21 protein-coding genes are annotated in these 25,768 nt (G+C 43.1%); 14 read left to right on the top strand and 7 right to left on the bottom strand.

From position 1 onward, the window contains the following. The first annotated feature begins 70 nt into the window (after positions 1–70). From B4K26_RS11515 to purF, 11 genes are all read left to right on the top strand, one after another. The gene (locus tag B4K26_RS11515) at positions 71–724 is read left to right on the top strand and encodes an alpha/beta hydrolase (protein WP_296245645.1); all 654 of its coding nucleotides are present in this window, start codon (positions 71–73) and stop codon (positions 722–724) included. Between the two features lie 57 nt (positions 725–781). Next, a complete protein-coding gene (zapE, locus tag B4K26_RS11510; RefSeq protein ID WP_296245644.1) occupies positions 782–1,888 on the top strand; it encodes a cell division protein ZapE in 1,107 nt (368 codons plus the stop codon). 72 nt (positions 1,889–1,960) lie between these two features. Then, positions 1,961–2,644, top strand: coding sequence for a nitroreductase family protein (locus tag B4K26_RS11505; RefSeq protein ID WP_409521370.1), 684 nt, complete (start codon positions 1,961–1,963; stop codon positions 2,642–2,644). A 212-nt stretch (positions 2,645–2,856) separates the two neighbouring features. Further along, positions 2,857–4,149: an NAD(P)H-dependent glycerol-3-phosphate dehydrogenase gene (locus tag B4K26_RS11500; protein ID WP_296245642.1), complete on the top strand. Its 1,293-nt coding sequence runs from the start codon at positions 2,857–2,859 to the stop codon at positions 4,147–4,149. A 91-nt stretch (positions 4,150–4,240) separates the two neighbouring features. Then, entirely contained in the window at positions 4,241–4,699 is a 459-nt protein-coding gene (locus tag B4K26_RS11495; RefSeq protein WP_296245641.1) for a SixA phosphatase family protein, read from the top strand. Positions 4,700–4,856: 157 nt separating this feature from the next. Next, positions 4,857–6,149 carry a type II secretion system protein GspL gene (gene gspL, locus B4K26_RS11490; RefSeq protein ID WP_296245640.1) on the top strand — a complete coding sequence of 431 codons (1,293 nt, stop codon included), beginning with the start codon at positions 4,857–4,859 and terminating at the stop codon, positions 6,147–6,149. Between the two features lie 2 nt (positions 6,150–6,151). Further along, the gene (gene gspM, locus B4K26_RS11485) at positions 6,152–6,715 is read left to right on the top strand and encodes a type II secretion system protein GspM (RefSeq protein WP_296245639.1); all 564 of its coding nucleotides are present in this window, start codon (positions 6,152–6,154) and stop codon (positions 6,713–6,715) included. A gap of 120 nt (positions 6,716–6,835) precedes the next feature. After that, entirely contained in the window at positions 6,836–7,261 is a 426-nt protein-coding gene (locus B4K26_RS11480; protein ID WP_296245637.1) for a DUF4870 family protein, read from the top strand. A 237-nt stretch (positions 7,262–7,498) separates the two neighbouring features. Then, positions 7,499–8,533 carry a quinone-dependent dihydroorotate dehydrogenase gene (locus B4K26_RS11475; RefSeq protein WP_296245636.1) on the top strand — a complete coding sequence of 345 codons (1,035 nt, stop codon included), beginning with the start codon at positions 7,499–7,501 and terminating at the stop codon, positions 8,531–8,533. Positions 8,534–8,603: 70 nt separating this feature from the next. Then, positions 8,604–9,101 (top strand): CvpA family protein, encoded by a 498-nt coding sequence (locus B4K26_RS11470; RefSeq protein ID WP_296245635.1) that lies wholly within the window; start codon positions 8,604–8,606, stop codon positions 9,099–9,101. 226 nt (positions 9,102–9,327) lie between these two features. Further along, a complete protein-coding gene (gene purF, locus B4K26_RS11465; protein WP_296245634.1) occupies positions 9,328–10,863 on the top strand; it encodes an amidophosphoribosyltransferase in 1,536 nt (511 codons plus the stop codon). Positions 10,864–10,990: 127 nt separating this feature from the next. Here the strand turns inward: purF and B4K26_RS11460 are convergent, their stop codons facing one another. The 6 genes from B4K26_RS11460 to yajC all read right to left on the bottom strand — a co-directional run bounded on the left by B4K26_RS11460 (position 10,991) and on the right by yajC (position 17,785). Further along, entirely contained in the window at positions 10,991–11,362 is a 372-nt protein-coding gene (locus B4K26_RS11460) for an AzlD domain-containing protein (RefSeq protein ID WP_296245633.1), read from the bottom strand. Continuing rightward, entirely contained in the window at positions 11,355–12,083 is a 729-nt protein-coding gene (locus B4K26_RS11455) for an AzlC family ABC transporter permease (protein ID WP_296245632.1), read from the bottom strand. The genes B4K26_RS11460 and B4K26_RS11455 overlap by 8 nt, the downstream gene beginning before the upstream one ends. A gap of 257 nt (positions 12,084–12,340) precedes the next feature. After that, positions 12,341–13,759 (bottom strand): MATE family efflux transporter, encoded by a 1,419-nt coding sequence (locus tag B4K26_RS11450; protein WP_296245631.1) that lies wholly within the window; start codon positions 13,757–13,759, stop codon positions 12,341–12,343. 203 nt (positions 13,760–13,962) lie between these two features. Next, a complete protein-coding gene (gene secF / locus B4K26_RS11445) occupies positions 13,963–15,216 on the bottom strand; it encodes a protein translocase subunit SecF (RefSeq protein WP_296245630.1) in 1,254 nt (417 codons plus the stop codon). Positions 15,217–15,225: 9 nt separating this feature from the next. Then, on the bottom strand, positions 15,226–17,103 hold the full coding sequence (secD, locus tag B4K26_RS11440) for a protein translocase subunit SecD (protein ID WP_296245629.1): 1,878 nt from the start codon (positions 17,101–17,103) through the stop codon (positions 15,226–15,228). Between the two features lie 352 nt (positions 17,104–17,455). After that, positions 17,456–17,785, bottom strand: a complete 330-nt coding sequence (yajC, locus tag B4K26_RS11435; RefSeq protein WP_296245628.1) for a preprotein translocase subunit YajC — start codon at positions 17,783–17,785, stop codon at positions 17,456–17,458. Between the two features lie 635 nt (positions 17,786–18,420). Here yajC and B4K26_RS11430 point away from each other — a divergent pair. The 3 genes from B4K26_RS11430 (at position 18,421) to B4K26_RS11420 (ending at position 23,697) form a co-directional block, all read left to right on the top strand. Further along, a complete protein-coding gene (locus B4K26_RS11430; protein ID WP_409521369.1) occupies positions 18,421–19,581 on the top strand; it encodes a CNNM domain-containing protein in 1,161 nt (386 codons plus the stop codon). Between the two features lie 284 nt (positions 19,582–19,865). Then, positions 19,866–20,360, top strand: a complete 495-nt coding sequence (locus tag B4K26_RS11425) for a hypothetical protein (RefSeq protein WP_296245626.1) — start codon at positions 19,866–19,868, stop codon at positions 20,358–20,360. Between the two features lie 277 nt (positions 20,361–20,637). Next, positions 20,638–23,697, top strand: coding sequence for a LysM peptidoglycan-binding domain-containing protein (locus tag B4K26_RS11420; RefSeq protein WP_296245625.1), 3,060 nt, complete (start codon positions 20,638–20,640; stop codon positions 23,695–23,697). Positions 23,698–23,841: 144 nt separating this feature from the next. Here the strand turns inward: B4K26_RS11420 and B4K26_RS11415 are convergent, their stop codons facing one another. Next, positions 23,842–25,050, bottom strand: coding sequence for a transglycosylase SLT domain-containing protein (locus B4K26_RS11415; RefSeq protein ID WP_296245624.1), 1,209 nt, complete (start codon positions 25,048–25,050; stop codon positions 23,842–23,844). Between the last annotated feature and the right edge of the window lie 718 nt (positions 25,051–25,768).

Below are 25,768 nucleotides of genomic sequence, written 5' to 3'. Positions count from 1 at the left end.
GCAAATCACTTGAAATATAAACCATATCTAGGATAATTGACGTATTCACTTTTAACCGATAAGTAAATTTATGCAATTGATTCCTGCTCCGGCTGGTGTGCTCGAAGTTGACGCGCTATGGCAAAATGACAATCCTAACGATCCAGATACCGATATGGTGGCGCTGCTTTGCCATCCTAATCCGTTGTTTGATGGGACAATGAACAATAAAGTGGTCACGACCATGTATCGTTTTGCACGCGATAATGGCATGCATGTGGTGCGTTTTAACTTTCGTGGCGTTGGTCAGTCAACGGGTGAGCACGATTATGCGAATGGTGAGGTGGTTGATGCGATGACCGTGCTACAATGGGTTGCAGAAAAAACCACTGCACGTAAACTGTGGTTAGGTGGTTTCTCGTTTGGTGGTTATGTGACGGCGCGCGTCGCTGAGCAAGTTATGGTATCGCCGCATATTTGGGGACTTAGTGATTTTGAGATAGTAAAAGTAGCTCTCATCGCGCCTTCAATCGAAAAAAACGACAGCAGTGACATCGCCTTACCTGTTGATAAAACCTTTGAGATATATGGCAATGCCGATGAAGTGATTGACCCAAATAATATGCAAGCATTCGCTGAGCGTTTAGCACTTGCTGTGAGTGTGGTCGATGGTGCAGGTCACTTTTTTCACGGGCGTTTATCAGAGCTTAAAGCGTTGTTAGAAGAATATACTTTTGATAATTAAAATCGCTAATAAAGTGAGTTGTTTTTATATTTATTTTGTCTAATGATGAGTCGTATTATGAGTTTATCTCCCTTGCAACGTTATGAGCAAGCCATTAGCACTGATGAGTTTACTCGAGATGAGCAACAATATCAGGCGATGAGCTATTTAGATGAGCTGTATCATCAGCTCAATAGTAGCGCGGCACAAAAAAAAGGCTTTTTTAGCTTTCTAAAATCAAAGCCTATCGCCCCCAAAGGTTTGTATATGTGGGGCGGAGTAGGACGTGGTAAAACATGGATGATGGATATGTTTTACGATTCCTTAACGATTGAACGTAAGATGCGCCAGCACTTTCACCACTTTATGAAGCGTGTCCATCAAGAGTTAAACAATCTGCAAGGTCAGAGCGACCCGTTAGAAAAAGTTGCTGATATCATTTATGCAGAAGCAGTGATTATCTGTTTTGATGAGTTTTTTGTCTCCAATGTCTCTGATGCGATGATTCTAGGGGATTTGTTCACTATGCTGTTTAATCGCGGCGTGACATTGGTGGCGACGTCAAACATTGAGCCGTCTGGTTTGTATAAAGACGGCCTACACCGCGACCGCTTTATGCCTGCCATTGCCGAAGTTGAGCGTCATACCACCGTAATGAATATTGACTCTGGTATTGACTATCGCCTACGTGTATTGCAGCAAGCAGAGTTATATGCATCACCGCTGACCAAAGCCAATCACCACTGGCTTGCCAACCGTTTTGCTAGCTTATCTAATAATCAAAAAATCAGTAAAGAACCTATTGTTATTAATGGCCGTGAAATCAGAATCAATGCCCGTACTGAAGATATTTTATTTTGTGATTTTCGACATTTATGTATGGAGCCACGTTCGGCATCGGACTTTATCGAAATTGCCAAGCAGTTTAGTACCGTGTTAATCAATGCTGTCCCCGCATTAGGTGATGAAATGCGCGATCCTACCCGACGCTTTATTTATCTAGTCGATGAATTTTATGATCGTCGCGTCAAGCTTCTGATTCGCGCGGAGCAGCCTATTCTTGAGTTATATCAAGGAAAGAAATTGGCGTTTGAGATTGAGCGTACGCGCTCACGTCTGCTTGAGATGCAGTCAGAAGATTATATTAGAATGGATCATCGCACCGAAGATGCGGACGCTGCATAGTTGATGGCTAGCGGAGTAATAATCATACAAAATTATAAATAAGGATATGCCATGAATACCTCTGAAGATAATATGGTCAAGACGAATGATGTGCTAAACAACAGTAATGAGAATAGTAGTGAGAACAGTAATGACAAGAACAACAATACAGAAAGCTCACTAGTCACAAACTCTCAAGTAACAGATGAGCAACTGATTAATTGGATTAAATCAAGACGTAGCATCGGCAATCTGAGTATTCCAGCACCAACAGAAAATCAGATTAAAGCGGCTATCGATTGCGCCGTTACTGCTCCTGATCATAAAAAACTGCGGCCGTGGCGCTTTATTGTCACCCAAGGCAATGCGCGTCATGAATTGAGTCGAGCTTTTTTGGCTGCTGCTGAAGCCAAAGCCGCGCGAGAGGGCGAGGAGCTTTCCGAGAAATCACGCAAAAAAACCTATAATATGCCGCTGCGAGCGCCAGTCATTATTACGGTTGTTACCCAAATGCAAGAACATAAAAAAGTGCCCCCTTTTGAACAACTACTCAGTGCTGGGGCCGCGGTTCAAAACCTTATTTTGGCCCTAAAAGCCCAAGGTTTTAGTACCGTTTGGCGCACTGGCTTGCTGTGTAATGAGCCCGCCGTCAAAGAATATTTTGGTGTTGGCGCTGATGATTATGTCACGGCTTTTGTTTATACTGGCAGCAGTCCTTGCGATATGCCTACGCGCAAGCCCATTGATATTGAACCATTGCTGCGTTTCGAGTCATAACAATAATAAAGAGTTACTGTTATAGCGATATCATAAGAGGGCAGTTGCTGCGGTAGAGTGGCTGGTTAGAGAAAATAATATCAAAATGACCCTCATTATTTAATTAAAATAGCGATTTTATATCAATAATTGTTGAAACATACCGTCAATCTCACTGTATACTCAGCACAAATTCTATTCATAATGAAATCAGTCAACACGGATAAAAGAATATGACCAGCGCTAATGATAAAAGTACAGAAAAAAATGTGGATGATACTCAACCAGACAATAAAGCGGCTGAAAAACAAAACAGTTTACTATCCGGTATCATTGAGCGTGCCACCAAATCTGGGCTTGGGCGTAAAAAATTAAATCCTAGTGCGGTTGAATCCGCAGTGGCAAAAAATATGGCAGAGATTCATAACAATCCAACCAAGCTGCGCTTAGCATTTTTGGGAGGCGGTAGTTTTGGTACGGCGATGGCGAACTTGGCTGCGCGCAATGGCTGTGACACCACACTTTGGGTTCGTAATAAGCGTACTGTCAAAGCCATGGCGAAGACGCAGACCAATAAAAAATACCTACCTGGTTATAAGCTTGATGATCGCCTTAAGTACAGTCACGATTTACAAGCTACGGTGAAAGATACCGATATTGTCTTCATTGCCGTCCCTGGCCTCGCATTTCGTGAAACGCTTAAAAATATCGCGCCTTTTATTAGCGGACAATCTATCGTTTCTTTGACCAAAGGTATGGAGAAAGATACCTTTGCTTTAATGAGTGACATTATTAAAGATGAGCTACCGGAAGTCAATTTCGGCGTGATGTCAGGGCCAAATCTTGCCATCGAAATTATGAAAAACATGCCGTCTGCTACAGTGATTGCCAGTGAATCTGAACCATTACGGCATGCTGTACAAGCAGCACTCCACAGCGCTTTTTTTAGAGTGTTTGCCAGTGATGATGTTCGCGGTGTTGAGCTTGGCGGCGCGCTCAAAAATATCTATGCCATTGCCATGGGAATGGCTTCCGCTTATGAAGTCGGCGAAAATACCAAAGCCATGATATTGACGCGCGGTTTAGCAGAAATGAGTCGTTTTGGCGTTCATGCTGGCGCCAATCCGCTGACCTTTTTAGGGCTATCTGGCGTCGGCGATTTATATGCTACCTGTAGCTCTGAGCTGAGTCGTAACTACCGTATTGGAAATATGATCGGTCGCGGGATGACGATTGATGCAGCGGTTAAAAAACTGGGACAAACCGCTGAAGGGGTGAATACCATTCAGCAGGTACATGAAAAAGCCACCAAAGAAGGCATCTATATGCCGATTACCCATGCGCTGCACGCAGTTATTTATGAAGATAAAGCCGCGTTAGGGGTTGCCTTGCATCTCATGGAAGCAGGCTTCCGTAGCGACGTTGAATTTGTCATGGACCATGACCATAGTAACGCTTCACTAACGGCGCAAATGCAAACCGCAAACAAGGCTAACAATAAAAAAGATGATAACGAAAATAAATAAAACGCTTAGCAACATGTCACTGTCTGACGGTTAAAATAAAGGCAGTGTCAAAATAGTTAGGTAAAAAGTAATAAATAAGGTGGTTAAGATTATGAAAGTTATCTTAGTTCGTCATGGTCAAGCGGAAGATAAAACGCGCCCAGACAGTGCGCGTCAGTTGACTGATTTTGGTCAGCAGCAAGCTACGCAAACGGCAGAATATATTTCCACCCATTATCAACCTGATTATTTTGTCGTCAGTCCTTATAAAAGAGCGCAGCAGACGTTGGCTGCCTTACAATCGTGTGCACCTGACGTACCGTCACAAATCCAAGATAATCTCACGCCTTCTGACGATGCTCGTCAGGCGCTTATTGATATTGGTGATATTGAATCAGAATGTCTCGTGGTCGTCTGTCATATGTCTATTGTTGCTCATATTGCTGGTCTACTAACGGGTGACTATCCTGAGCCGTTCTCTTTGGCAGAAGCGCGCGTATTTGAGATGGATTTTGTGATGACGGGTATGGCAACCGAGACAGATCGCTTTGTCCCAGATCAGCCTTATTAGTAACAATTAAATTCTAACAATAATAGAGACGTTCATAAAATTATTTAAATTTTGCTAGACCGCAGCACTAATAAATAAAAGCGTCAATAAACGATAGCTTTAAACGACAACCTTAAACAACAGCTTTGATAATTTTTGATAATTAAGGACACATTTGGTGTTACACGTTTGGTTAAGAACGCAGCACAGTCCATTAGCGGTCTGGCATGAAGATATCAATCAATGGCAATTGATTGACGGCTGGCAACAGTTACATGACATTTATGGTAGCTATAAAACCAATAGTCAAAAATCAGTTTGTCTATATTTTCCCTCAAGCCACTTCTTACGAATAGAATCTGAGCTTAATACTGCTCAGCTTAAACAATTGGGCTTAAGCGGTAAACAGTATCTATTTGAAGAGACTTCTCTCACGCCTGTTGAGCAGTTAGCCATTCGGCAAGTGGCTGAGCATACGAGCCACCACTTATATGCGTTGGCTCAAAGCGATATCGAATCGTGGCAGCAAAGCGCTAAGCTCGCTGGCATGAACATCGTGGCATTACTACCTGATTTTTTACTATTGCCAACGCCAGAAGAGGGCGCAGGGCAGCAAATCATATTGTACCAAGATAACCACACCATGCTACTGCGCCAATCCTTACATCAAGGAATGGCAGTCAGTTACTTGCCGCTAATCTTTGAGCGTTTTCCACATTTGAGCGAAGTATTGCTTTTGCCAGCCATTGATGACGCTATTAGTAATTCTAGTCGCGCTTCTGGTATTGCTAATGAGTTAGAGGGTGAAGGTATTGATTTAACCAAGTCTGAAACTGACGCCTGCGCCTTTACCCAAACAGTAGCAATGATTGCGGAGCATCAATTGTTATTAACCATGCTGGCCGTTACTCCTAAACCACTTGAGAATCCTGAGCGTCATGCGCTGAACTTCTTTATTAAGTCAACCGATTCGCAATTATCGCCATATTTGCGAGTAGCAATGATGGTAGCGCTGTCAGCATTGGTATTGCAGATGGCGACTGATGCGGTGCAATGGTATCAGTATGACGCGGCGACGGCAGCAACCAAAACCGAGATTGCCGTTCAGTATCAGTCTTGGTTCCCTAATGAGCCACTTAGTACACGGACGAAATTGCAAGTGCAATTGCAACCAAAATTGCGCAGTGATAGTCAAGCACCTTCTTCCCATATAGCGGTACTCGAGCGCATATCGCCTCTGATTAAACAATCGTCATTACGAGCGCAAGCGTTAGTCATGCAGCCTGCAGCGCTTAGTTTTACATTGATTGCGCCTGACCGCGGTAGTCTGGATAAGTTTACTAATACGCTTGTTGCTCAAGGTTTGAATGCTAAGTTAGAGCAAGTGAACGGCAATGAGCAAGGGCAGTTTAGCGGTCAAGTGACCGTTGACGTCGTAGACAGTAGCAGCAGCGTCAGCAATAAAGGGTAACCATGAAAAGACTACAGCGCTTTGGCAAACGTAACAGTAACCTTGCTAGCACTCCAAGTGATACCTTATCAGCGCGACTGAACGGCTATCAAAGTCTGCTCACGACACGCTGGCAAGCATTGTCTGCTCGCGACCAATTAGCTTTGCTATTATTATCGGCGTTTTTGCTGCTATTTGTCGGTGGTTATGGTGGCTATAGTATCCATCAGGCAGCAAGTAAGAGTAAAAGTAACTATCAAGAACAGGTGGCTGATTATTTTTGGCTGCGAGCCCAAGCGGGTAATATTGATAATAATGCGTTAAATGCTGCTAATTCGACAGATGGCGAAGTAGCTATGCCGCCTGCAAGCAGCGTCAGTGCGCTGTTAAATAATTCGGGCATTGTAGATGCTCAGGTTGTTGCGGCTGGCGATGCAGTGCAATTGAGCTTTACACATCCAAGCCAAGCAGTTGTAAGTAGCGCGCTTGGAAAACTTCAGCAGCAAGGTTGGCAATTTACCCAACTATCAATGCAGCAAGATTCGGTTACCAAAGCAATTCAGGTTCAGGCAACAGTGAGTTCCTAAAGTACCTATTAGCTACATTAACGCTTATTAAGGTTTATGTTTTAAAGTATGCCGTATTGAAAACCCAGTTATCTGTCACGATGAATTAGCTATTAGTCACCTGATATAAAGAGTAACAGTATGATAAACAATATAAATGATGGTATGAGTGATAGTAAGCGGCGTTCTTTAACGACTTATAATCACATCACTTATCTGCTATATATACTCAGCTATTTTACAGCTGGCCTGCTTTGGATTGTGCCTATTTTTATGAATTATGCCAAACGCCGCGATGCTGATGGCATTTGGCTGGCTACCCATTTTGATTGGCAAATAAAGACGTTTTGGTACAGTATTGTTTGGTTTGTTATTGGCGTGCTTATCGTCACGTTCGCTTTAGGTGGTTTTGGTGTGGGCATGTTCGCCGACAGTGGTAATATTGCCATCGTATCAGTATTATTGGCGAGCGTAGGCTTTATTATCATGGGTTTTACTTTTATTTGGCATCTGTACCGTATTGTACGCGGTTGGATAGCGCTCACCGATGGCCGCCCTGTTCCTTAACCTAAAAATATAGGCATCAATAAGCAATAAATACGAATAAAAATGCTTTCTGATATTGGCTTTTTAACGAGGGCGTGTCATCAATTTACAGAATTAACGACGATTTATTCGTATTTAATGTCGTGAATTAATCTATGAAACTTTGGTCTTATTTCAGTTAAGCTGATATAATCGCAGCGCTTGGCGCCTTTCGTTCTTGTTATTTCCATTTCTTTTTAAGCAGGGTCTGTCATTACTATGTCTTATGCCTTACTTCGCCCTTTTTTATTTAATATGGACCCTGAGCACGCGCATGAGATGACTTTATCTTTATTAGATAAAGCTCATAAAGCACGTGTGTTGGGCTTAGTCTACGGTCAATCAATGCAGCCAACCGACTGTATGGGACTACAGTTTGCCAATCCCGTTGGGCTTGCCGCCGGCTTGGATAAAAACGGCGATTATATCGATGCGCTAGCAGAGTTGGGATTTGGTTTTATCGAAGTAGGCACGGTCACGCCAAAGCCGCAAGTTGGCAATGACAGACCGAGACTATTTAGAATCAAGCAGGCCGATGCCATAATTAACCGCATGGGCTTTAATAATGAAGGCGTTGATTACCTGATTGAAAACGTCAAGCGCTGTAAATACCAAGGCAATATCGGCATCAATATTGGTAAAAATGCTGTCACGCCAGTTGAAAATGCGGCTGATGATTACGTCTATTGCTTAGAGCGTGTCTATCCGCATGCGTCTTATATTACCGTGAATATCTCCTCGCCGAATACCAAAAATTTACGTGACCTACAAAGTGGTGAAGCGTTAACCCAACTATTAGATACCATTAAAAATCGTCACAATCAGCTGGCAACCGAATATGGTTTTTATGTGCCTTTGGTATTAAAAGTCGCCCCCGATTTAGACCCATTACAAGTCGATTATATTTCCCAGCAGTTGCTGGACTTTGAGATAGATGGTTTGATTGCCACTAATACCACGTTGAGCCGTGTGGGTGTCGAAGATTTGCCCGATGGTGACCAAACAGGCGGTCTATCTGGTCGTCCGATCAGCCACATTAGTACGCAAATTTTACAACAATTCTCCGATCAGTTGGATGGTAAGGTAGCGTTGATTGGTGTTGGCGGTATTGATAGTGGTGCCAAAGCCGTTAAAAAAATCGAAGCAGGTGCAGATTTGGTGCAGCTCTATTCAGGGCTTATTTATAAAGGCCCAGGGCTAGTACAGTCTTGTATTCAATCCATCGGTGGCTATTATGATGCCATGGAAGGGTAAGCCTTTAAGACTTCATGCTTTTAAAATTTACTAAAAACACCCAATATAAGAGGCAAATGAGGCGATAAACATGAGTGGTTTAGACATTGTGATTGCTGTTGTTGTTTTGATTGGCTTATGGCGTGGTTTTCAGGTAGGTTTGATTAAAACAGCTGTCGGTTTGATTGGTTGGTTTATTGCGCTCATTGCTGCAACGCGCTTGGCAGGTTCAGTAGCGCCGCAGTTATCAGGTATCGTACAAAATCCTGTCTTGCAAATGGCGATGGCCTTTTTAGTCATTGTGATTGCTATTTTAGCTATTATGCACTTAGTTGCGTTCGTATTTTCAGGCGTTCTCAAAACCTTACGTCTTGGTGTGCTTGATAAAATGGCCGGCGGCGTACTTGGAGCGGCAAAAAACGTTTTAATGGTCTTGGTGATTCTTAGCGTTAGTGCGCCGTTATTGGTACAAATGCCGCAATGGGAAACCTCGGTGCTTGCGCCTGAATTATTGCCGTATGCGCCAATGGGTAAAGCGCTGGTTTCAGATATGTTTGGCTTGGCTTGGGATCAAGTTAATCAGTCATAAACGTTCACAAAAAGCTATTCAAGCGTCTTTAATATTCGTAAAATACACTTCTATTTATCATCATTAACTTGTCTTACGGATAATCAGCCTTATCTATTACCCGTAAGAAGTTATTCTTAGCAAAATCGTCAGCTTTACGGCAAATGGCAGGCAGCACATCAAAAGCTCTGTCAGCTACTGTGTCGTTATTGTGTTATCAATGTGCAGTACAAAATAGGATACAACTATGTGTGGAGTCGTTGGGGTCGCAGCTCATGAGCCGGTCAACCAAATTCTTTATGATGCCTTAACCATGTTGCAGCATCGAGGGCAAGATGCGGCCGGTATTGTGACTTTACAGGATGGGCGTCTTTATTTACGAAAAGAAAATGGCATGGTACGTGACGTGTTTATGAATCGTCACATGGTAAAGCTGGTGGGAAAATTTGGTATCGGTCATGTTCGTTATCCGACCGCTGGTACCTCGAGTAGTGCTGAGGCTCAGCCTTTTTACGTCAACTCGCCTTATGGTATTACACTTGCCCACAATGGTAATTTAACCAACGCTGAGAGTTTGGCAAAATCACTTTATCAAGAAGATCGCCGTCACCTTAATACTGACTCAGATTCTGAAGTCTTGCTAAACGTGCTTGCGCATGAAATGCAAAATATAGATAATACCCATCCGACGCCTGCTGATATCTTTGAAGCAGTCACAGCGGTTTATAGCCGCATTGAAGGCGCTTACGGTGTGGTTGCCCTCGTTACTGGCCATGGTTTGCTAGCTTTCCGTGATCCAAACGGTATCCGTCCGCTGATTTTTGGTAAACGCATGGCAGCCAACGGCGGTACAGAATATATGGTCGCTTCAGAGTCAGTGGCATTAACTGGTTCAGGCTTTAGTATTGTCCGCGACGTCAAACCGGGCGAAGCTATTTTTATTGATTTAGACCATCAATTGCATACACATCAGTGCGTTGAGCAAAAAGAATACACGCCTTGTATCTTTGAGTATGTGTACTTTGCCCGCCCTGATTCTATTATGGATAACATCTCGGTTTATAAATCGCGCCTACGTATGGGTGAAAAGCTGGCCGATAAAATCCTTGCAGAATGGGGTGAGGATCACGATATCGATGTGGTCATTCCTATTCCTGATACTTCGCGCACCTCAGCGATGGAGCTGGCATTAAAGATGAATGTAAAATACCGTGAAGGGTTTATGAAAAACCGTTATATCGGTCGAACCTTTATCATGCCAGGCCAGCAGCAACGTAAAAAATCGGTCCGTCAAAAATTAAGCGCGGTGCCACTTGAGTTTAAAGGTAAAAACGTACTGTTGGTTGATGACTCAATTGTTCGTGGGACCACGTGTCATGAAATTATCCAAATGGCGCGTGATGCTGGCGCTCGTAAGGTCTTTTTTGCCAGTGCTGCGCCGCCAGTTAAATATCCAAACGTCTATGGTATCGATATGCCTGTGCGTAGCGAGCTTATTGCCTCAGGTCATAGCGTCGAAGAAGTGCGCGAGATTATTGGAGCTGACCGCTTGATTTTTCAAGATTTGGACGATTTGATTGAAGCCGTAAAAGACACCAAACATAGCAAGGTTGAAGGCTTTGATTGTGCCGTATTCAACGGTTGCTATATCACTGGGCAAATCAATGAAGCGTATCTCGATCATCTGCAAGAGCAACGTAATGATACGGCCAAAATTGGCAAAAAAGGTGTACAAATCGTTGCTGATACTCCAGTAGATATGATGGGCGTAGAAGAGCTTTAAATGGCCGAATATTTGATGAGTTTAGTGTTATAGACTAAACACATTTTAAAACGTAAAAAGGCTGGATTCTTAATGATTCCAGCCTTTTTATTGGCACAAATAAACGCAATAAACCTTTAACGTTCAATCAACTTAAAAAATGAGTAAACAGCCATAACAAACCATTAATCGCAGCGATACCAACTATCATGCTGACGAGTAATTGACGGCTCAGATGATAAATAAGTAGCACCAATAATAACGCCCCAATTTGCGCTATAAATAAATGTACTTCAGCACTGTTTAGACCTCCATTCAAACCAAAGCTTTTTGATAAACCTTGATAGGAAAGGCTGGTTAAAACTAATAAAACCATTACTGACAGCGGCAGACTTTCATTTAACCGATGCAGCCAAGGCGTATCCAGCACCTTTTTTGGTATTAAGGCGGGAAGGGCGCGAGTAATAAACGTCACTGCTGCCATTGCAAACGTTGCCATAATCAGATAACTACTATTCATGACCGCCTCCCGCCGTGATTGGATTTGTCCAAAAACCACGGGCTAAAATCATCAGCATACAAATCGTAATCGCCATTAATAATAACCAACTGCTGGTAAATAACGACGCAATAATCAAAGCAACCACAGCAATGCCAATCGGAAAATAACGCTTGATGCTTTGAAACTGCTCATAGGCCAAAATGGCAAACAGACAGACCAAAGCAAAATCTAAATGCGGTACCAAATCACTGAGCGCGCTACCGATTAGCACGCCAATAGCGCTTGCGAGAACCCACCAACTTTGGTTAAACAAGCTAATAGGCAGTATCAATGATTGCCGCGATTCATTTGGCAAACTTGTCATCACCGAAAAGGTCTCATCGGTGAGGGCAAATAAACAATAAGTTTTGGCTATTTTATTTTTTGGCAGATATTTTAGTAATGGCATACCATAAAAAACATGGCGTAAATTAATCGCCGCAATATTGGTTGCGATATTGCCAATTGGTAACCCAGCACTTAGCATCGGTAAACAGGCGTATTGCGCTGCACCTGCGTATAAAACGATACTCAGCATAATGGTTGCCCAAACTGGCACACCAGCTACTTGGGCCAGCACACCAAAAGCAATTCCTGCTGGCAAATATCCCATGGCAACTGCTAAGCTTTTTTTAAAACCTTCCACCCACTGATAGCGTTGAGCTTGATGCTGATTTATCTCATTTGATTGAGTGTTCACGTGACATCCTAATTTTTCATGCTTTAGTTTTCATTTATCATTTATCATTTATCATTTATATGCAATTTTCTTCTTAAAGCCAATAACACAAACATTGTCTTAGCCCAATATAGTAAGTTCGAAATAAAATCGCTACGTTAATAATCGTGTGCTACTAGGATGAATTTTTCGTAGCCTCTGCGATAGCAGCAAGCAAGGAAAATTTATATCAGTAGCACTGTAGCGCTTCTAAAATGAATCGACTATAGTTTTAAAGCCTAGGTTTTAGGCTGAAATTTTTCATAGTGGTCTGTCTGCTGGGCGCGGTATAAAAACCCGCCGAGAATCATTAACCTTAATAATAGCAAGCACCAAACGCTTAACCAGATGCCCGTCATATCCCATCGTTGGTAGAGTAACCAACTCAGTGGAAAAAAGAGGGCTGCTAATATCAGAGCGGCATTACGAATGACGTTACCTGCCGTTAAACCAAAAAATATTCCATCGAGCCAATAAGCGCCAACGCCAACAATGGGTAGTAGCACGGCATAAAGATGGTAGTCATACGCCAGCGCAAAGACTGGTTCAATATTGGTCATAAATTGCAAATAAGTCGGCATCGCAAGCCACCATATGGCGCTTAGCATTAAGGCAAGTCCGTAGCTGACAACACCTGTGCGTTTAATAATAGTACGAAATCCTGGCCAATCGCGTCGCCCCGCTGCTTGTCCGCTTAAAGTTTCTGCGGAAACTGCCACGCCATCAAGGGCAAAGGCTGAAATGCTTAATACTTGCAACAAGATAGCATTGGCAGCCAGTATCACATCGCCACTTTGCGCAGAAAGACGGGTAATCCAAGCAAAGCTTAACGTTAAAATTAGCGTGCGAATAAAGATGTCTTTATTTAATGAAAATAGCCTAAGTATTTTTTCTTTAGTAAAATGTCGTTTGTCAGCAGTCAGTAATGCTCGCCAGGACACTTGCAAATGTCGGTGACTTAACCACAATGCCAACGCTACGCCGAGCCAAAACGCAATCGTCGTCCCTAGCGCCACCCCAACCAAGCCCATCTGCATCACGTAAACAAAAAACAAGGTCAGAATAATATTAAGAATGGCAATAAAACCTTGCTGATAGAGCATATAGCGGGTTTTACCTTGACCCGCAAACCAGCCAATAAATGCAAAGTTCATCAGCTCAGCGATGACGCCCCAAAAACGTACATCTAAATAAGTCTTTGCCGCGCTGCCACTAGCAGGATTGGCGGAAAGCGCTTGCAAACCAAAATCAATTAACCAAGGTTTTGCGATAAGCAGAATCGCGCCAATCATAAATGCCAATAATAAAGCCCGTTGCAAAATCGACAAAAGCGGTGATTGCGCTGAATAGGACGTATTTGCTAACGCACTATTGGGGTCATCTTTATTAGCCAGCTGACCCAATGCTTGGGCGGATAGTCCAGATGACGCATATTGCAAAAAGTTAAAGCTCACCAGTATTAAGGACAGCAGTTGTATGGCCAAACCCATCCCAGCAAGCTTAGCGGTGTCATTCATATTACCGACAATCGCTGTATCAATGACGCTTTGTAGCGGCATCGCAAGGTTGGCCAATAATACGGGCAAAGCGATCGCTATGATGCGAGCATAGCGAGTATCGATGGGCGGCATCGCACTTGGCGGCAGGGTAGATGACATAACATAGTCGCTTATATAACGAGGCAGAAAAGATTGCTGACCACTTATCAATGAAATTAAGAGATAAATAAGAATAGTATGCTACGAATAAAAGTAGTATGACGATAAAAGCACCTAGGGTTTAGGTGCTTTTATCATAATTAAGCTATTAGCTTAATAACCAAAAAGTCTGGTTATTGGCTTTGGGCTAAGCGTTAGTAACGCTAGTCTTGCTCAAACATTTTCGGATCATTAAAGGTAACGATTTCTTCTTCAAACTCAGGTTTTACTTTAACAATAAAGTCATCACGTGATAGTCCCATCGCTAGAGGAATCGAGCTTGCGATATAAGTTGAAGAATAAGTACCCGCAAGTAAGCCAATGAATAGTGCTACTGAGAACCAGTATAGACCATCGCCGCCTAAGAATAACATGGCGAGTACAACCAGTAGTACCGTTGAGATGGTCATAATGGTACGACGTAACGTCTCTGTCAATGACAAATCAATTGTTTGAACAGGAGTAATACCACGAACGCGGCGGAAGTTTTCACGGATACGGTCATAAACGACAATGGTATCGTTCAGTGAATAACCAATCAATGCCAAAATCGCAGCCAAGACAGTTAAATCAAATGGAAAACCAAACAAAGCAAAAACACCAATGGTCACGATAGCGTCATGGAATAATGACAGTACCGCACCAAGCGCGAGTTTAAACTGAAAGCGCAGGGCGACATAGCCAAGCATACAAGCCAATGCTAATGCTAACGCCATAACCGAGTTTAAGTAGATTTCGTTACCTACTTGGCTACCAATAATATTAACATTACTGATTTCAACGTTATTATTAGGTAGAGCCAATGCTTTACTAAGGCTGGTATTTAGTCCGTCGACGTTATCTGACTGGGGTGGCAAACGTATCAGGAGTTCTTGACGCGTGCCTAGATATTGAACGACAGCATCGTCAAAGCCATTATCAGCTAGCGCGTTTACGACGTCGGCTTGCTCCGCAGGCTGCTCATAACGCACATCTGCTGACACCCCACCGGTAAAATCAAGACCTAGGTTTAGGCCATTGACCGCAATCGCGATAATACTTCCAATCACCAAAAGCAGCGATATGATTGCCATCGGCTTTTCTATCTTCATAAAGGGAATAATTCGTTGATCCCCAATGGCCTTGATACCACCTTCTGCGTAAGCCGCAGCATCTTCAGCAGAATCGCCTAACATCAAATTAGGATCAACCGCTGCTGTGTTACTAGATGCTTGAGTCGCCAACGCTTGATTACCCTTACCACCACGGCGAGTTTTTGGACCAGCCGATTTTGTATTGTTGGCCTGCGTATTACTGCCTTTGCCGTCACGGCGCGGTTTTTTACGGCGGCGCGTACTGGGATTATTCGCTTCACCGTTTGAGCCATTTCGATCTGGGTTATTTTCTTGTTCTAGCGGATTGTTATTATCGATAGCCATAGTTTTCTCCTAACCGATGCTCAGACGTTTGATAGATTTACGCTTACCGTAAGCAATTTGTATCAGCGCACGCGTTACCAGAATAGCGGTAAATAGTGAACTGACAATACCAATCGCGAGGGTAATCGCAAAGCCTTTAATCGGACCTGTTCCAATCGCAAATAGGATAAACGCGACCAGTAAGGTTGTGATGTTGGCATCGAAAATACTACTATAAGCGCGGTCAAAACCTGCCACAATAGCGGATTTTGGTCGGACCCCGTTTGCTAGCTCTTCACGAATACGCTCAAAAATCAGCACGTTGGCATCGACCGCCATACCAATGGTCAAGACGATACCCGCAATTCCCGGTAAGGTTAATGACGAGCCTAAGATTGACATAACAGAGATGATAATAATCACGTTCACCGCTAGAGCAATGTTGGCAATCACACCAAATAGTCGATAGAAAATAATCATAAAGGCGAAAACTAATAGATAACCAACTTGGGTAGAGAACAAGCCCTTTTCAATGTTTTCTTGACCCAATGATGGACCAATCGTACGCTCTTCAACAAAATACATCGGTGCCGCTAGCGCCCCTGAACGTAATAAGAGGGCGAGTTCAGCCGCTTCAGCACTACTATCAAGTCCTGTAATACGGAATGATGATCCGAGTACTGCTTGGATGTTGGCACGGTTAATCACTTTGGTTTCCGCATATGGCGTACGTACTTCGACTGTCTCGCCAGTCGCTGGATCTTCTTTATAAGTAATGCGTTGTTTATTTTCAATAAATAGCACCGCCATTTGTTTACCAACAGCAGTTCGGGTAGCGTTTTGCATCAGCTTACCACCAGCACTATCTAGGGTGATACTCACTTCAGGAGAACCGTTTTCATCGATACCTGTCTGAGCATTAGTGACTTTATCACCCGTGACAATTGCTTGGCGTTCTAACAATACTGGTGGACCATCAAGAGTACCAAATGGGAACGCTTCAGTACCAGCAGGAGGAATACCGCCTATATAGTTTTCACTATTTTCGGCAACCATACGGAACTCAAGGTTGGCCGTACGACCAAGGACACGTTTTGCTTCCGCGGTATCTTGAACGCCCGGTAGCTCAACGACGATGCGGCTAGCCCCTTGTGATTGAACCAAGGCTTCCGTTACCCCAAGCTCAGCAATACGATTGCGTAGAGTCGTCAAGTTTTGGTTAACTGCGTAGCTGTTGATTTCATCTAAGGTCGCATCGTTATAAGCTAAAATCAGCGCCGGACCTTGTTTATCAATAGAAGATTGTAAAGTGAAAGTATTACCCATCGAACCTTGCAGGACGTTTTGCGCGCGGTTACGCGTATCAGTGTCAGCAAAATGCAGCACAACGCTACGATTTTCGGTTTTGATGCCTTTAATCGCGATACGCTCAGCACGTAGGTCACGGCGCATATCACGACTGGCGCTGGTCAGACGCTGTTCGAGCGCCTTATCCATATCCACTTCTAGCACAAATCGTACACCGCCACGCAAATCAAGCCCGAGCTTCATGGGTTTGGCGCCAATATTACGCAACCACTCTGGAGTCGTCTGTGCCAAGTTTAGCGCGACCACGTAGTCTTCGCCTAAGTTTTGACGCAGCACTTCCTGAGCCTTTAGCTGATCGACTGGATTGTCGAGGCGTACCAGCGCACTATTGCCTTCAAAGGTGCCATCATGGCTCTTCAATCCTGCTTCTTCAAGTAAGCTTTGAGACTGAGTCAAGATGCCCTCAGACAGCTGCGTTCCGGCTGCTGCACTGGTAATCTGAACGGCAGGTTCATCAGGATAGAGATTAGGAGCCGCGTATAGGCCAGCAATGATAAGCACGACGGCGATGAGTAAGTATTTCCAAGCGGGATATTGCATAATCACTTCTTTAAGTTGATAAACTACTGGCGACGCAGGCCACAAGTTAGCAGGTGGGAAGTTAGCGATAACAACGGTAGGCAACTAGATAGCAAGTTACTATTTTTATTTAATAATATTACATTCAATAATGTTGTACTTAACAATACTATTTAGCAATTATATTGAACCCAATACCACTGTAATCATCCGCGATGATAGTAAAGCAAAAAACGGTTAAGCGTAAAGCAGAAAAGCGAAAAATGACCGTAAATAATGTACGGTCATTTTACAGTCATTACAATTAATAGTTGATAATTAGCATCCATTATTCACAATAAATGTTTATCAATTATTAAGCTATTCACGACAATTAAACGCTTTCAATCGTGCCAGCTGGCAATACTGAAATAACAGACGCACGTTGTACCTTGACGTCCGTGTTGTTGTTTAAGCTAACAACTGCATAATCGCCTTCTAATGCTTTAATACGGCCCATGAGACCGCCAGCAAAGATAATTTCGCTACCAACGCTCAAAGAGTTGACCATAGCGCGGTGCTCTTTAGTGCGTTTAGACTGTGGACGAATCACCAAAAAGTAAAAAATGGCAAAAAAGGCAACCGGCAGCAAGATTTGACCAAATAGTGACGCAGCTCCGGCGGTTTCTGGCGCAGCATGGGCCGCTTGAATAAATAAGCTCATAATTTCTCTCAGTAAGTCATAGATAAGAATAAATTTACACGCATAGTAACAAAAAATCTCATACTTGGTAACTGTTAATCATAGGCTCGGGGAGTTTTTGTTAAAAACTTAGCATACGAACGCTGACAGTTGTTCCGACAGCTCCTTTGCTAAGATAAAGGCAGAGATGAGAGGCTTAAGCAGGTAAAAATAGTTAAATATTAAGTGGATATATGGGTTGCAGAATGTTGTAAACGCTAAAAATTAACATTAGCATTCTTTTTAAAGGTTTGATAATAATGGTGATTTATTATGGAATAGTGCTATCCATACTAATAATAATCAATCCATTATAGAAGGCTAAATGACTGTATAATACAGTTGATTGAGCACGATTTTAGCCGCTAGAAAATTAAAAACTAGCATTAATCGACTATTATTTTCTATCTGCTAGCGCTGGCTCATGATATATTGTGACTTCCTCTTTTATCTTTTTTAGGTTACCCAACTTGTTCACCTTTTTTATGTCTGTACCTCGCTTATACCGTCCGCGCGCTTGTCGTAAAGACGCCTCTGCTGAACCTCCCCCGACGATGTGGGGTAGTAGTCGGTCTTTAATTCGATTTAATATCAAATCGTTTTCCGCGTTCATTTTATTGCTAACCTCTTTGCTGCCTCAAGCGGTCTTTGCAGCGGGTGAGGTGGCAAACCCTACTGCTAGCAGTGTGCTGCTACTTATCTTATTTGTACTGGTCGCCATTGGCATCTCGTTTATCTGTTCGCTTGCAGAGGCGGCACTACTTAGTATGACGCCGTCATATATTGCTGATTTGCAGGAAACGAACCCCAAAAAGTCTAACATGCTGAAACGCCTAAAGGTTGATAATATCGATCAGTCATTGGCGGCTATCTTAACTTTAAATACCGTGGCGCATACTTTAGGCTCGATTGGGGCGGGTGCACAGGCGACGATTGTCTTTGGTAGCGCTTGGTTTGGACTGTTTTCGGCGTTCATGACCTTGGCTATTTTGTTTTTATCCGAAATCATGCCAAAAACCCTAGGCACTATCTATTGGCGTCAATTGGGCGGATTGGTTGCTTATTTTGTCCGCGGTATTGTTTTGTTGCTCTATCCCCTCATTTGGATATCAGAAAAATTAACCAAACTGCTGGTTCGCGGTAAAGAGCCGCAAGCGTTTAGCCGTCGCGAATTTGCGGCACTCGCCAGCATCGGCGAAGAATCAGGACAAATCGATCCTTTAGAGTCACGTATCATTCGTAACTTGCTCGCATTTGGGGCGATTAAAGTTGAAGATATTATGACCCCGCGATCGGTGATGCTAGCGTTTGAAGAAAATAAAACCGTTGCTGAGCTGTTGGTTGATCGCCCAAAGCTTACCTTTTCGCGATTGCCAATTTATGATAGTGATTTGGACAATATCACCGGTTTTGTATTAAAAACCGATGTGCTATTGGCAAAAGTAAATCATGCGGTACACAAGCCGTTGACGCAGTTTAAGCGCGATATTACCTTTGTATTTTCAAAGATGAAATTGTTTGATTTGTTAGAGCTGATGTTAAAAAACCGTATTCATATTGCGATTACCGTTGGAGAATATGGCGAAGTTAAAGGTTTAGTGACCTTAGAAGATGTGTTTGAAACCTTGTTAGGTCTTGAAATTGTCGATGAGATAGATCGTGTTGAAGACATGCAAGCATTGGCAAGGCAAATGATGGACAGACGCGTCGAGCGCTTGGGAATGAAGCTGAGCGATGATGAACAGTATGAAGATAGCCATAATGAACATAAGCATTAGAAAAGTAAGCAACAGAAGGCAACCTGCTATTTTGCGCTAACATTCGCAATAATTACACAGGGTGTCACATGGCTGTGAGAATTCAGTGATAGGCTAAAACTAACATAACAATGTGTCGTTAGTTAACCTAAGCTTTAAACACAAATAGCCTCAAACACAAAAAAATTATAAGCGCCTCATAGATTTAGGTTTTAAGTCAATGTATGACCATACTCTATGGCTATAATGTTACTTGGCTTTAACGACACACGACGATAATAGTATTACTATCACTAAGGAATGTCATGAAACGATTATGGGAAAAAGGGCTGCTAGCTCTATTGATCAAGAGCGCAAGCGTGACTGCAGTGGTGGCAACTGCTAGCACCATGAGTATCAGCGCGCAAGCGGCAACCATGAGTGAAGCTTTAGTGCAAAACTATGCTGCTGCTATGAAATCAGCAGCCAATGGCCAAAACATCAATCAGGTTGCTCGTCTAGTGTCTGATGATGCGCTGATTTCCATGTCAAGAAAAGGCAAATCTACCAGCCTTGACAAGGATGCTTATCTCAGATTACTACAAAAAAGTTGGCGTGATACGTCAAACTATCATTACAATATCGATGTGAATAATATTGTGATTACTGGCGAGCAAGCAAAAGCCAATGTCACGACAAATGAAAGCTGGGTAAAAGACGGGCAAAAAGTTTCATTTGTCACCACATCAAGAGTCACACTTGCCTTGTCAACAGGTAATGCGGTGCTTCTACGCGCTGTCTCACAAGTGGCTATTAATTAGCATTTAGCCAAACGTTATTAGCTGCGCATTAATAGGACGTAAGAGTGTATTAACTAATATGGCGTAAGGATATTTGACCATTTATGAATGTTCCATACGCCTATGAATGCCACTTAATAAATCGTTTAATAATCAAAATAACAGACCATTAAAAGGTAGGGCAGATGATATTCTGCTCATTATCTTTTATATTTGGCTGGTCTTTGTTTGATATTGCGTACTATACTGTCGATTAACTTTTTTTATCACCTATTGTTGTTAGGAAACTGCCACTATCATGTCTACTGTGTCATCAAACTCTCGCTCATTTATCGCTTTACCACTGACGCTTGCGGTGTCGACTTTACTTATCAGTGCTTGTAGTAATACCTCAGCGGTGAAAAAGACGGGTGCGACCAACAGCTCGGCTGTGGTTACCAAGCGTCCTGTCAATCAAGCCGCGCGACCGAGTAGCAGTACTGATTATTCAACGGCGTTCTTGGATGCCGAGAGCTTAGACGAGTTGGCTGACTTACTAGAAGCCACTGATATGACCATGGTTGAAGGCAATAAACTTGCCATTCAGCAATATGGTGACTTATGGAATCGCCTGCGCGCCGGCTACCGGATGAATGGTGGACAGCCTATTTATAATCAGCGTATTGAAGCGCAAAAAGGCTGGTTTACCAGTCGTCAAGACTATCTAAACCGTTTGACCGCCCGTGCCAGTCGCTACCTTTACCATACGGTGAGAGAAGCCGAGCGTCGTAATATTCCAACCGAACTTGCATTATTGCCGGTGATTGAGAGCTCCTACGATCCAAGCGGTACTAGTAGTGCCGCGGCCGCAGGTTTATGGCAGTTTATTCCAAGTACTGGGCGTATCTATGGTCTAAATCAAAGTAGCACCTATGATGGTCGCCGTGACGTGATTGAATCAACGCGTGCTGCTTACGATTTTTTGACCGCGTTGCATAACCAGTTTGGCAGTTGGGAGCTGGCATTAGCCGCTTATAACGCCGGCCCTGGTCGGGTACAAAAAGCCATTGATGCCAACGAGGCGCGTGGTTTACCAACGGATTATTGGTCGCTAAGGCTGCCAACTGAAACCATGAACTATGTTCCGCGCTTTTTGGCGGTTGCCGAAATCGTTGCTAAGCCTGAGCAATATGGCGTCTATTTACCTGCTATTGCTAACCGTCAGCATTTTCGTAGTGTACCGGTCAATTATGGGGTTAGCTTAGCGGAAGTATCACAGGTCACTGGTGTCAGCTACGATGAGCTAGAAAGGCTAAATACGGCGCTGACATCAGCACGCGTCGACGCATCAGGACCGCAGCGTATTATCATTCCGAACGATGTCAGCTTAACGACAGATGCCAAGCTTAGCTCGTTAAGAGGTAATGGTAGTAGTAACGTGATTGCTTCTAATAATACGAACAGCACGACGCCTAGCTATTCAGGCCCTACGACGCCTAGCTACAATAATAAGCCATATACCAATAGTGGCTCACTACCGACTACGGGTAGCGCGCTTGCGGATTATGCAGCAAGCGCCAGCGTGCCGCAGCAGACCACCAGTTATATTCCGCCAACGGCTTCGCCGACCAGCAGCTCTGTTTATAGCAGTAATAATACAATTCGTACTGAGCCGCCGTTGACCTCGGCTGAAACCAAAAAAATTAATGCTGAGCTAAAAAGTAGTAACAGCTTACCGACCACTTCGGCGCAAATTACTCAAAACAATACCATCATTCAAGAGCCGCCATTAAGTAAGGCTGAGCGTGATTATATTGCCAATCAAATTCGCATTAGCACGCCTGAAACTAATGTCATCAATGCCGATGGTAATATCAACTTATCGGCAGTTCAGACGCAGCAGTCTATTTTAGAGGCGACTGGAAAAGAGAAAAAACTCAGTTTCCCGAAAAAATCAGTCGATAAGCCAAAACCTACAGGCGAGCGTAGCACTTATACCGTAAAGCGTGGCGATACCTTAGCAAATATCGCCAGTCGTGCTGGTGTTAGCTGGCGTGATATCGCTGAATGGAACCAAATAGACGCTAGTGCCAAGTTATTAGCTGGCAGTACCCTGTATCTATATAATGCCAAAACTATTGAACCATTAAGTAGCGCCAGTAATACTGCAGCAAGCCAGCCTGAAAGCTATATCGTTCAAGGTGGCGATACACTAATCGGTACAGCCAATCGTTTTGGTTTATCGGTCACTCAGCTAGCAAGCTACAATAATTTGAGCAGCCGAGCAGATTTACTACGCGGTCAAAAGTTATGGCTTGTCCCTGGTAAAGTGACTGCACCTGTCAGTACGCCTGCCGCACCATCTACCAAACCCAGTAAATCAAACACGGCAACCAAAAATTATAAAGTCAAACCAGGTGATGGTTTGATTGCCTTATCTCGTCAATTTAATATACCTACCACAACATTAGCAAATCTAAATAATATGAGTACGACAGACTCCCTATACGTCGGTCAAACATTAAAAGTGCCTGCTAATGTAGACTTTACTGTGGCAAGTACTACCTCTAGCAGCAGCGCTAATAATACCGCTAATACCCGCACTGCAAGCTCGGTGGCAACCACCAATTATAAAGTCAAATCAGGCGATACTTTGATTGGGATTGCAAATAGTGTTGGTATCAGTCCTGAAGAGTTGGCAGCTGTTAACCCTAACTTTGATGCTAAAGCGCGCTTGCAGCGTGGTCAGACAATCAAAGTGCCTGTTACAAAAGATTTGGTCGATCGTCAGCTTAATGACAAAGCGGTCAGTTATAAAGTGAAATCAGGCGATACGTTAACGGGTGTAGCGCAGCGCTACAATATTGGATTGAGCGATTTGGCAGCCGCGAATAATTTGAAAACCAATTCCAACCTGATATTGGGTCGGACGATTACCATTCCCGCAAACGGTACGGTCAGTGCTGCTAGCACGACTAACAGTACTGCTACTGGTAACACTAGTAGTAAGAGCAGCACTACAAGTACAGAAACAGCCAGTACTGCCAGCACGGCAAGCAGCAGCGGTAAAAAACTTGGTAATACCGAAAGCTATAAAGTGAAAGCTGGCGATGGTCTGATTGCCTTAGCGCGTCAGTTTGGCATCTCGGTAGAAGATTTAGCGGCGACTAATGATTTGGCAACCAACGCTCAGTTACAACGTGGTCAAACCATCAAAGTGCCAAAAGCGACCGTCAGCTATACCGTTGGTTCAGGAGATAGCTTAATTGGATTGGCACGTAAATATGGTATATCAACCAAAGAACTTGCTGATATGAACAATATCGCTGTCGATGCTATGCTGCAACGTGGTCAACGTCTCACAGTGCCTAATCGCTAATCTGGTTATAGGTAGATAAAGGCTATAAACAAAAAAGCTGCTCTTATATAAGAGCAGCTTTTTTATTAACAGAATATTCTATAAGTTTTATTTAAGAGCTTTTAGCGATAAGCGTTTCTTAAGAAGCTTTTATCAAAAACCTTATTAAACCGTTTGCGTTTTAATGGTTTCAAGATAACTTCTAATGTTACTAACATAATGCATTGCCTGACCATAACGGCTATTTGATGCTCTGTTTTCTGACAAATAAGCATATATATTTGCCCAGCTTTTATCGTCGATGCCATTGGCACTCAATTTACGCTGGATAGCTTTTACGGCATTTGGGCCCATATTATAAGCGGCGAGGGCAAACCAGATGCGATCAGTCTTTGGTACGTCAGCAAAATCTGCTTTCATTTGCTCCAAGTAACGAGCGCCTCCGCCGATACTTTGATAAGGATCGACGCGGTCAGAAACGCCCATGGCTTTAGCGGTGTTATTGGTCAGCATCATAATCCCGCGCACACCAGTTGGAGACACAGCGTTGGCATTTAGATGCGATTCTTGATAGCCCATCGCAACGAGCAGCTCCCAATCGTGATTGTAGTTGCGCGCTTGTTCTTGGAACGATGATTGATAGTCGGGCAGCTTTTCTGTCAAAGTCTTTTTAAAATGATCTTGGCTATAAGCATCTTTTAACAAGTTCTGATTATAAAACGCTGCCAATTTTTGCGTGTGCTTAAGCTTCATACTATCACATAAAAAGTAACTGGCTTTTTGTGATAAGGGGTCATTGGCTGAATTAAATGTCCAACTGACTTTAGGGTGTAAGCCATTTTTAGTTAAGCTGGCATCATAACCACAGCTGACATTGACAGAGGCTAAATCTAACTGGCTTTTCAGCTGGGTACTAGCAGTCGTTAATGCCATATCGGCATCGCCTAATTTTAAGGCTCTGAGCGCCGCCTCTTCACTAGCATACGCTTTTAGATTGATATTTACGCCAAGCCCATCTGCATAGCTACGAACTAAATCGTAGCCGAAACCGTGCTGAAAGCCGTCGGTTGCAAAGTAAGTGCTGTCACCTGGTACGGCAGCGACCGTTAAGGAGTTTTCCAACATAACATGAGCATAGGCGGGTACTGGCGCGCTCATCGTCGTCAAACTCTCAGCAGGTAAAGAGAGCAGAGCAATGCTTGATACTTGTGCCAATTTCTTAGTTTTGGCGAAACGAGTCACTTTTATAGGTGCAACTGCTGGAACGAAGTTACTTTTGGTGTGCAGTAAGCGCTTAGATGGACGCAGTAGGTATGAGATACGGCGTTTGGCCCCTTGCGCAGATACTTTCACACGGTAAGTAATACGCTGCATGGATGTCTCCTAATTTTAGCCATCCTGCATACCATAAAAATGCCTGATCAATTTATACTGCTTATATATCTATGTGGAACATATTGCTATATAAGTGGCATAAACTGTCATTACATTTTAGATAAAATCGATCTTATAAATATCATAAGGTTGATGTCATCTTGTTTACATATAGCACTGCTAACATAAAGCGAATAACCGTTAGCGCAACCGTCTTTTAGCCAATACAGGCCGCTTTTTTAGAATAGGAAACAAGCATTTTAAACATCATTCTAAAAAAAAGACGCACCACAACGCGAAGGCTATAAATCGGATGATTCCTTCATCGCTAATAGGCTAGTTAGTCACTAAAAGACTGGCTATAAAACTATAGTAAACATAGGTAAGGTCATGAATAAATTATCAAGACAAATACGCAGCATAAGCGCCGTACAGCTGCACTTAATCGTTGCTACGTTTATATTAATCACTAGCTACTCTTTAAATCGTTTGTAGTAGAGGAGCTGGCTAATAATATGTATTGCTCAGCGATAGAGAAGAGTAATCACCAAATCTGACAGCGAATAAAAATCACTATGAGATAGGTTTTGCTCTAGTCTTATCGCGACGCTAAAAATAGGAAATACTATCTCGTAAGCAAGAATTAAAACTAAATAATGCAAAGATAGTATTTAAAAACTTACCGTAAAAAACCTTATTAATTCATCGAAAAATAAAG

The sequence above is a fragment of the Psychrobacter sp. UBA6766 genome, from assembly GCF_002453355.1.
Lineage (GTDB): Bacteria > Pseudomonadota > Gammaproteobacteria > Pseudomonadales > Moraxellaceae > Psychrobacter.
The sequence above is the reverse complement of the archived record's forward strand: the minus strand, read 5'-3'. Positions and strand labels throughout refer to the sequence as shown.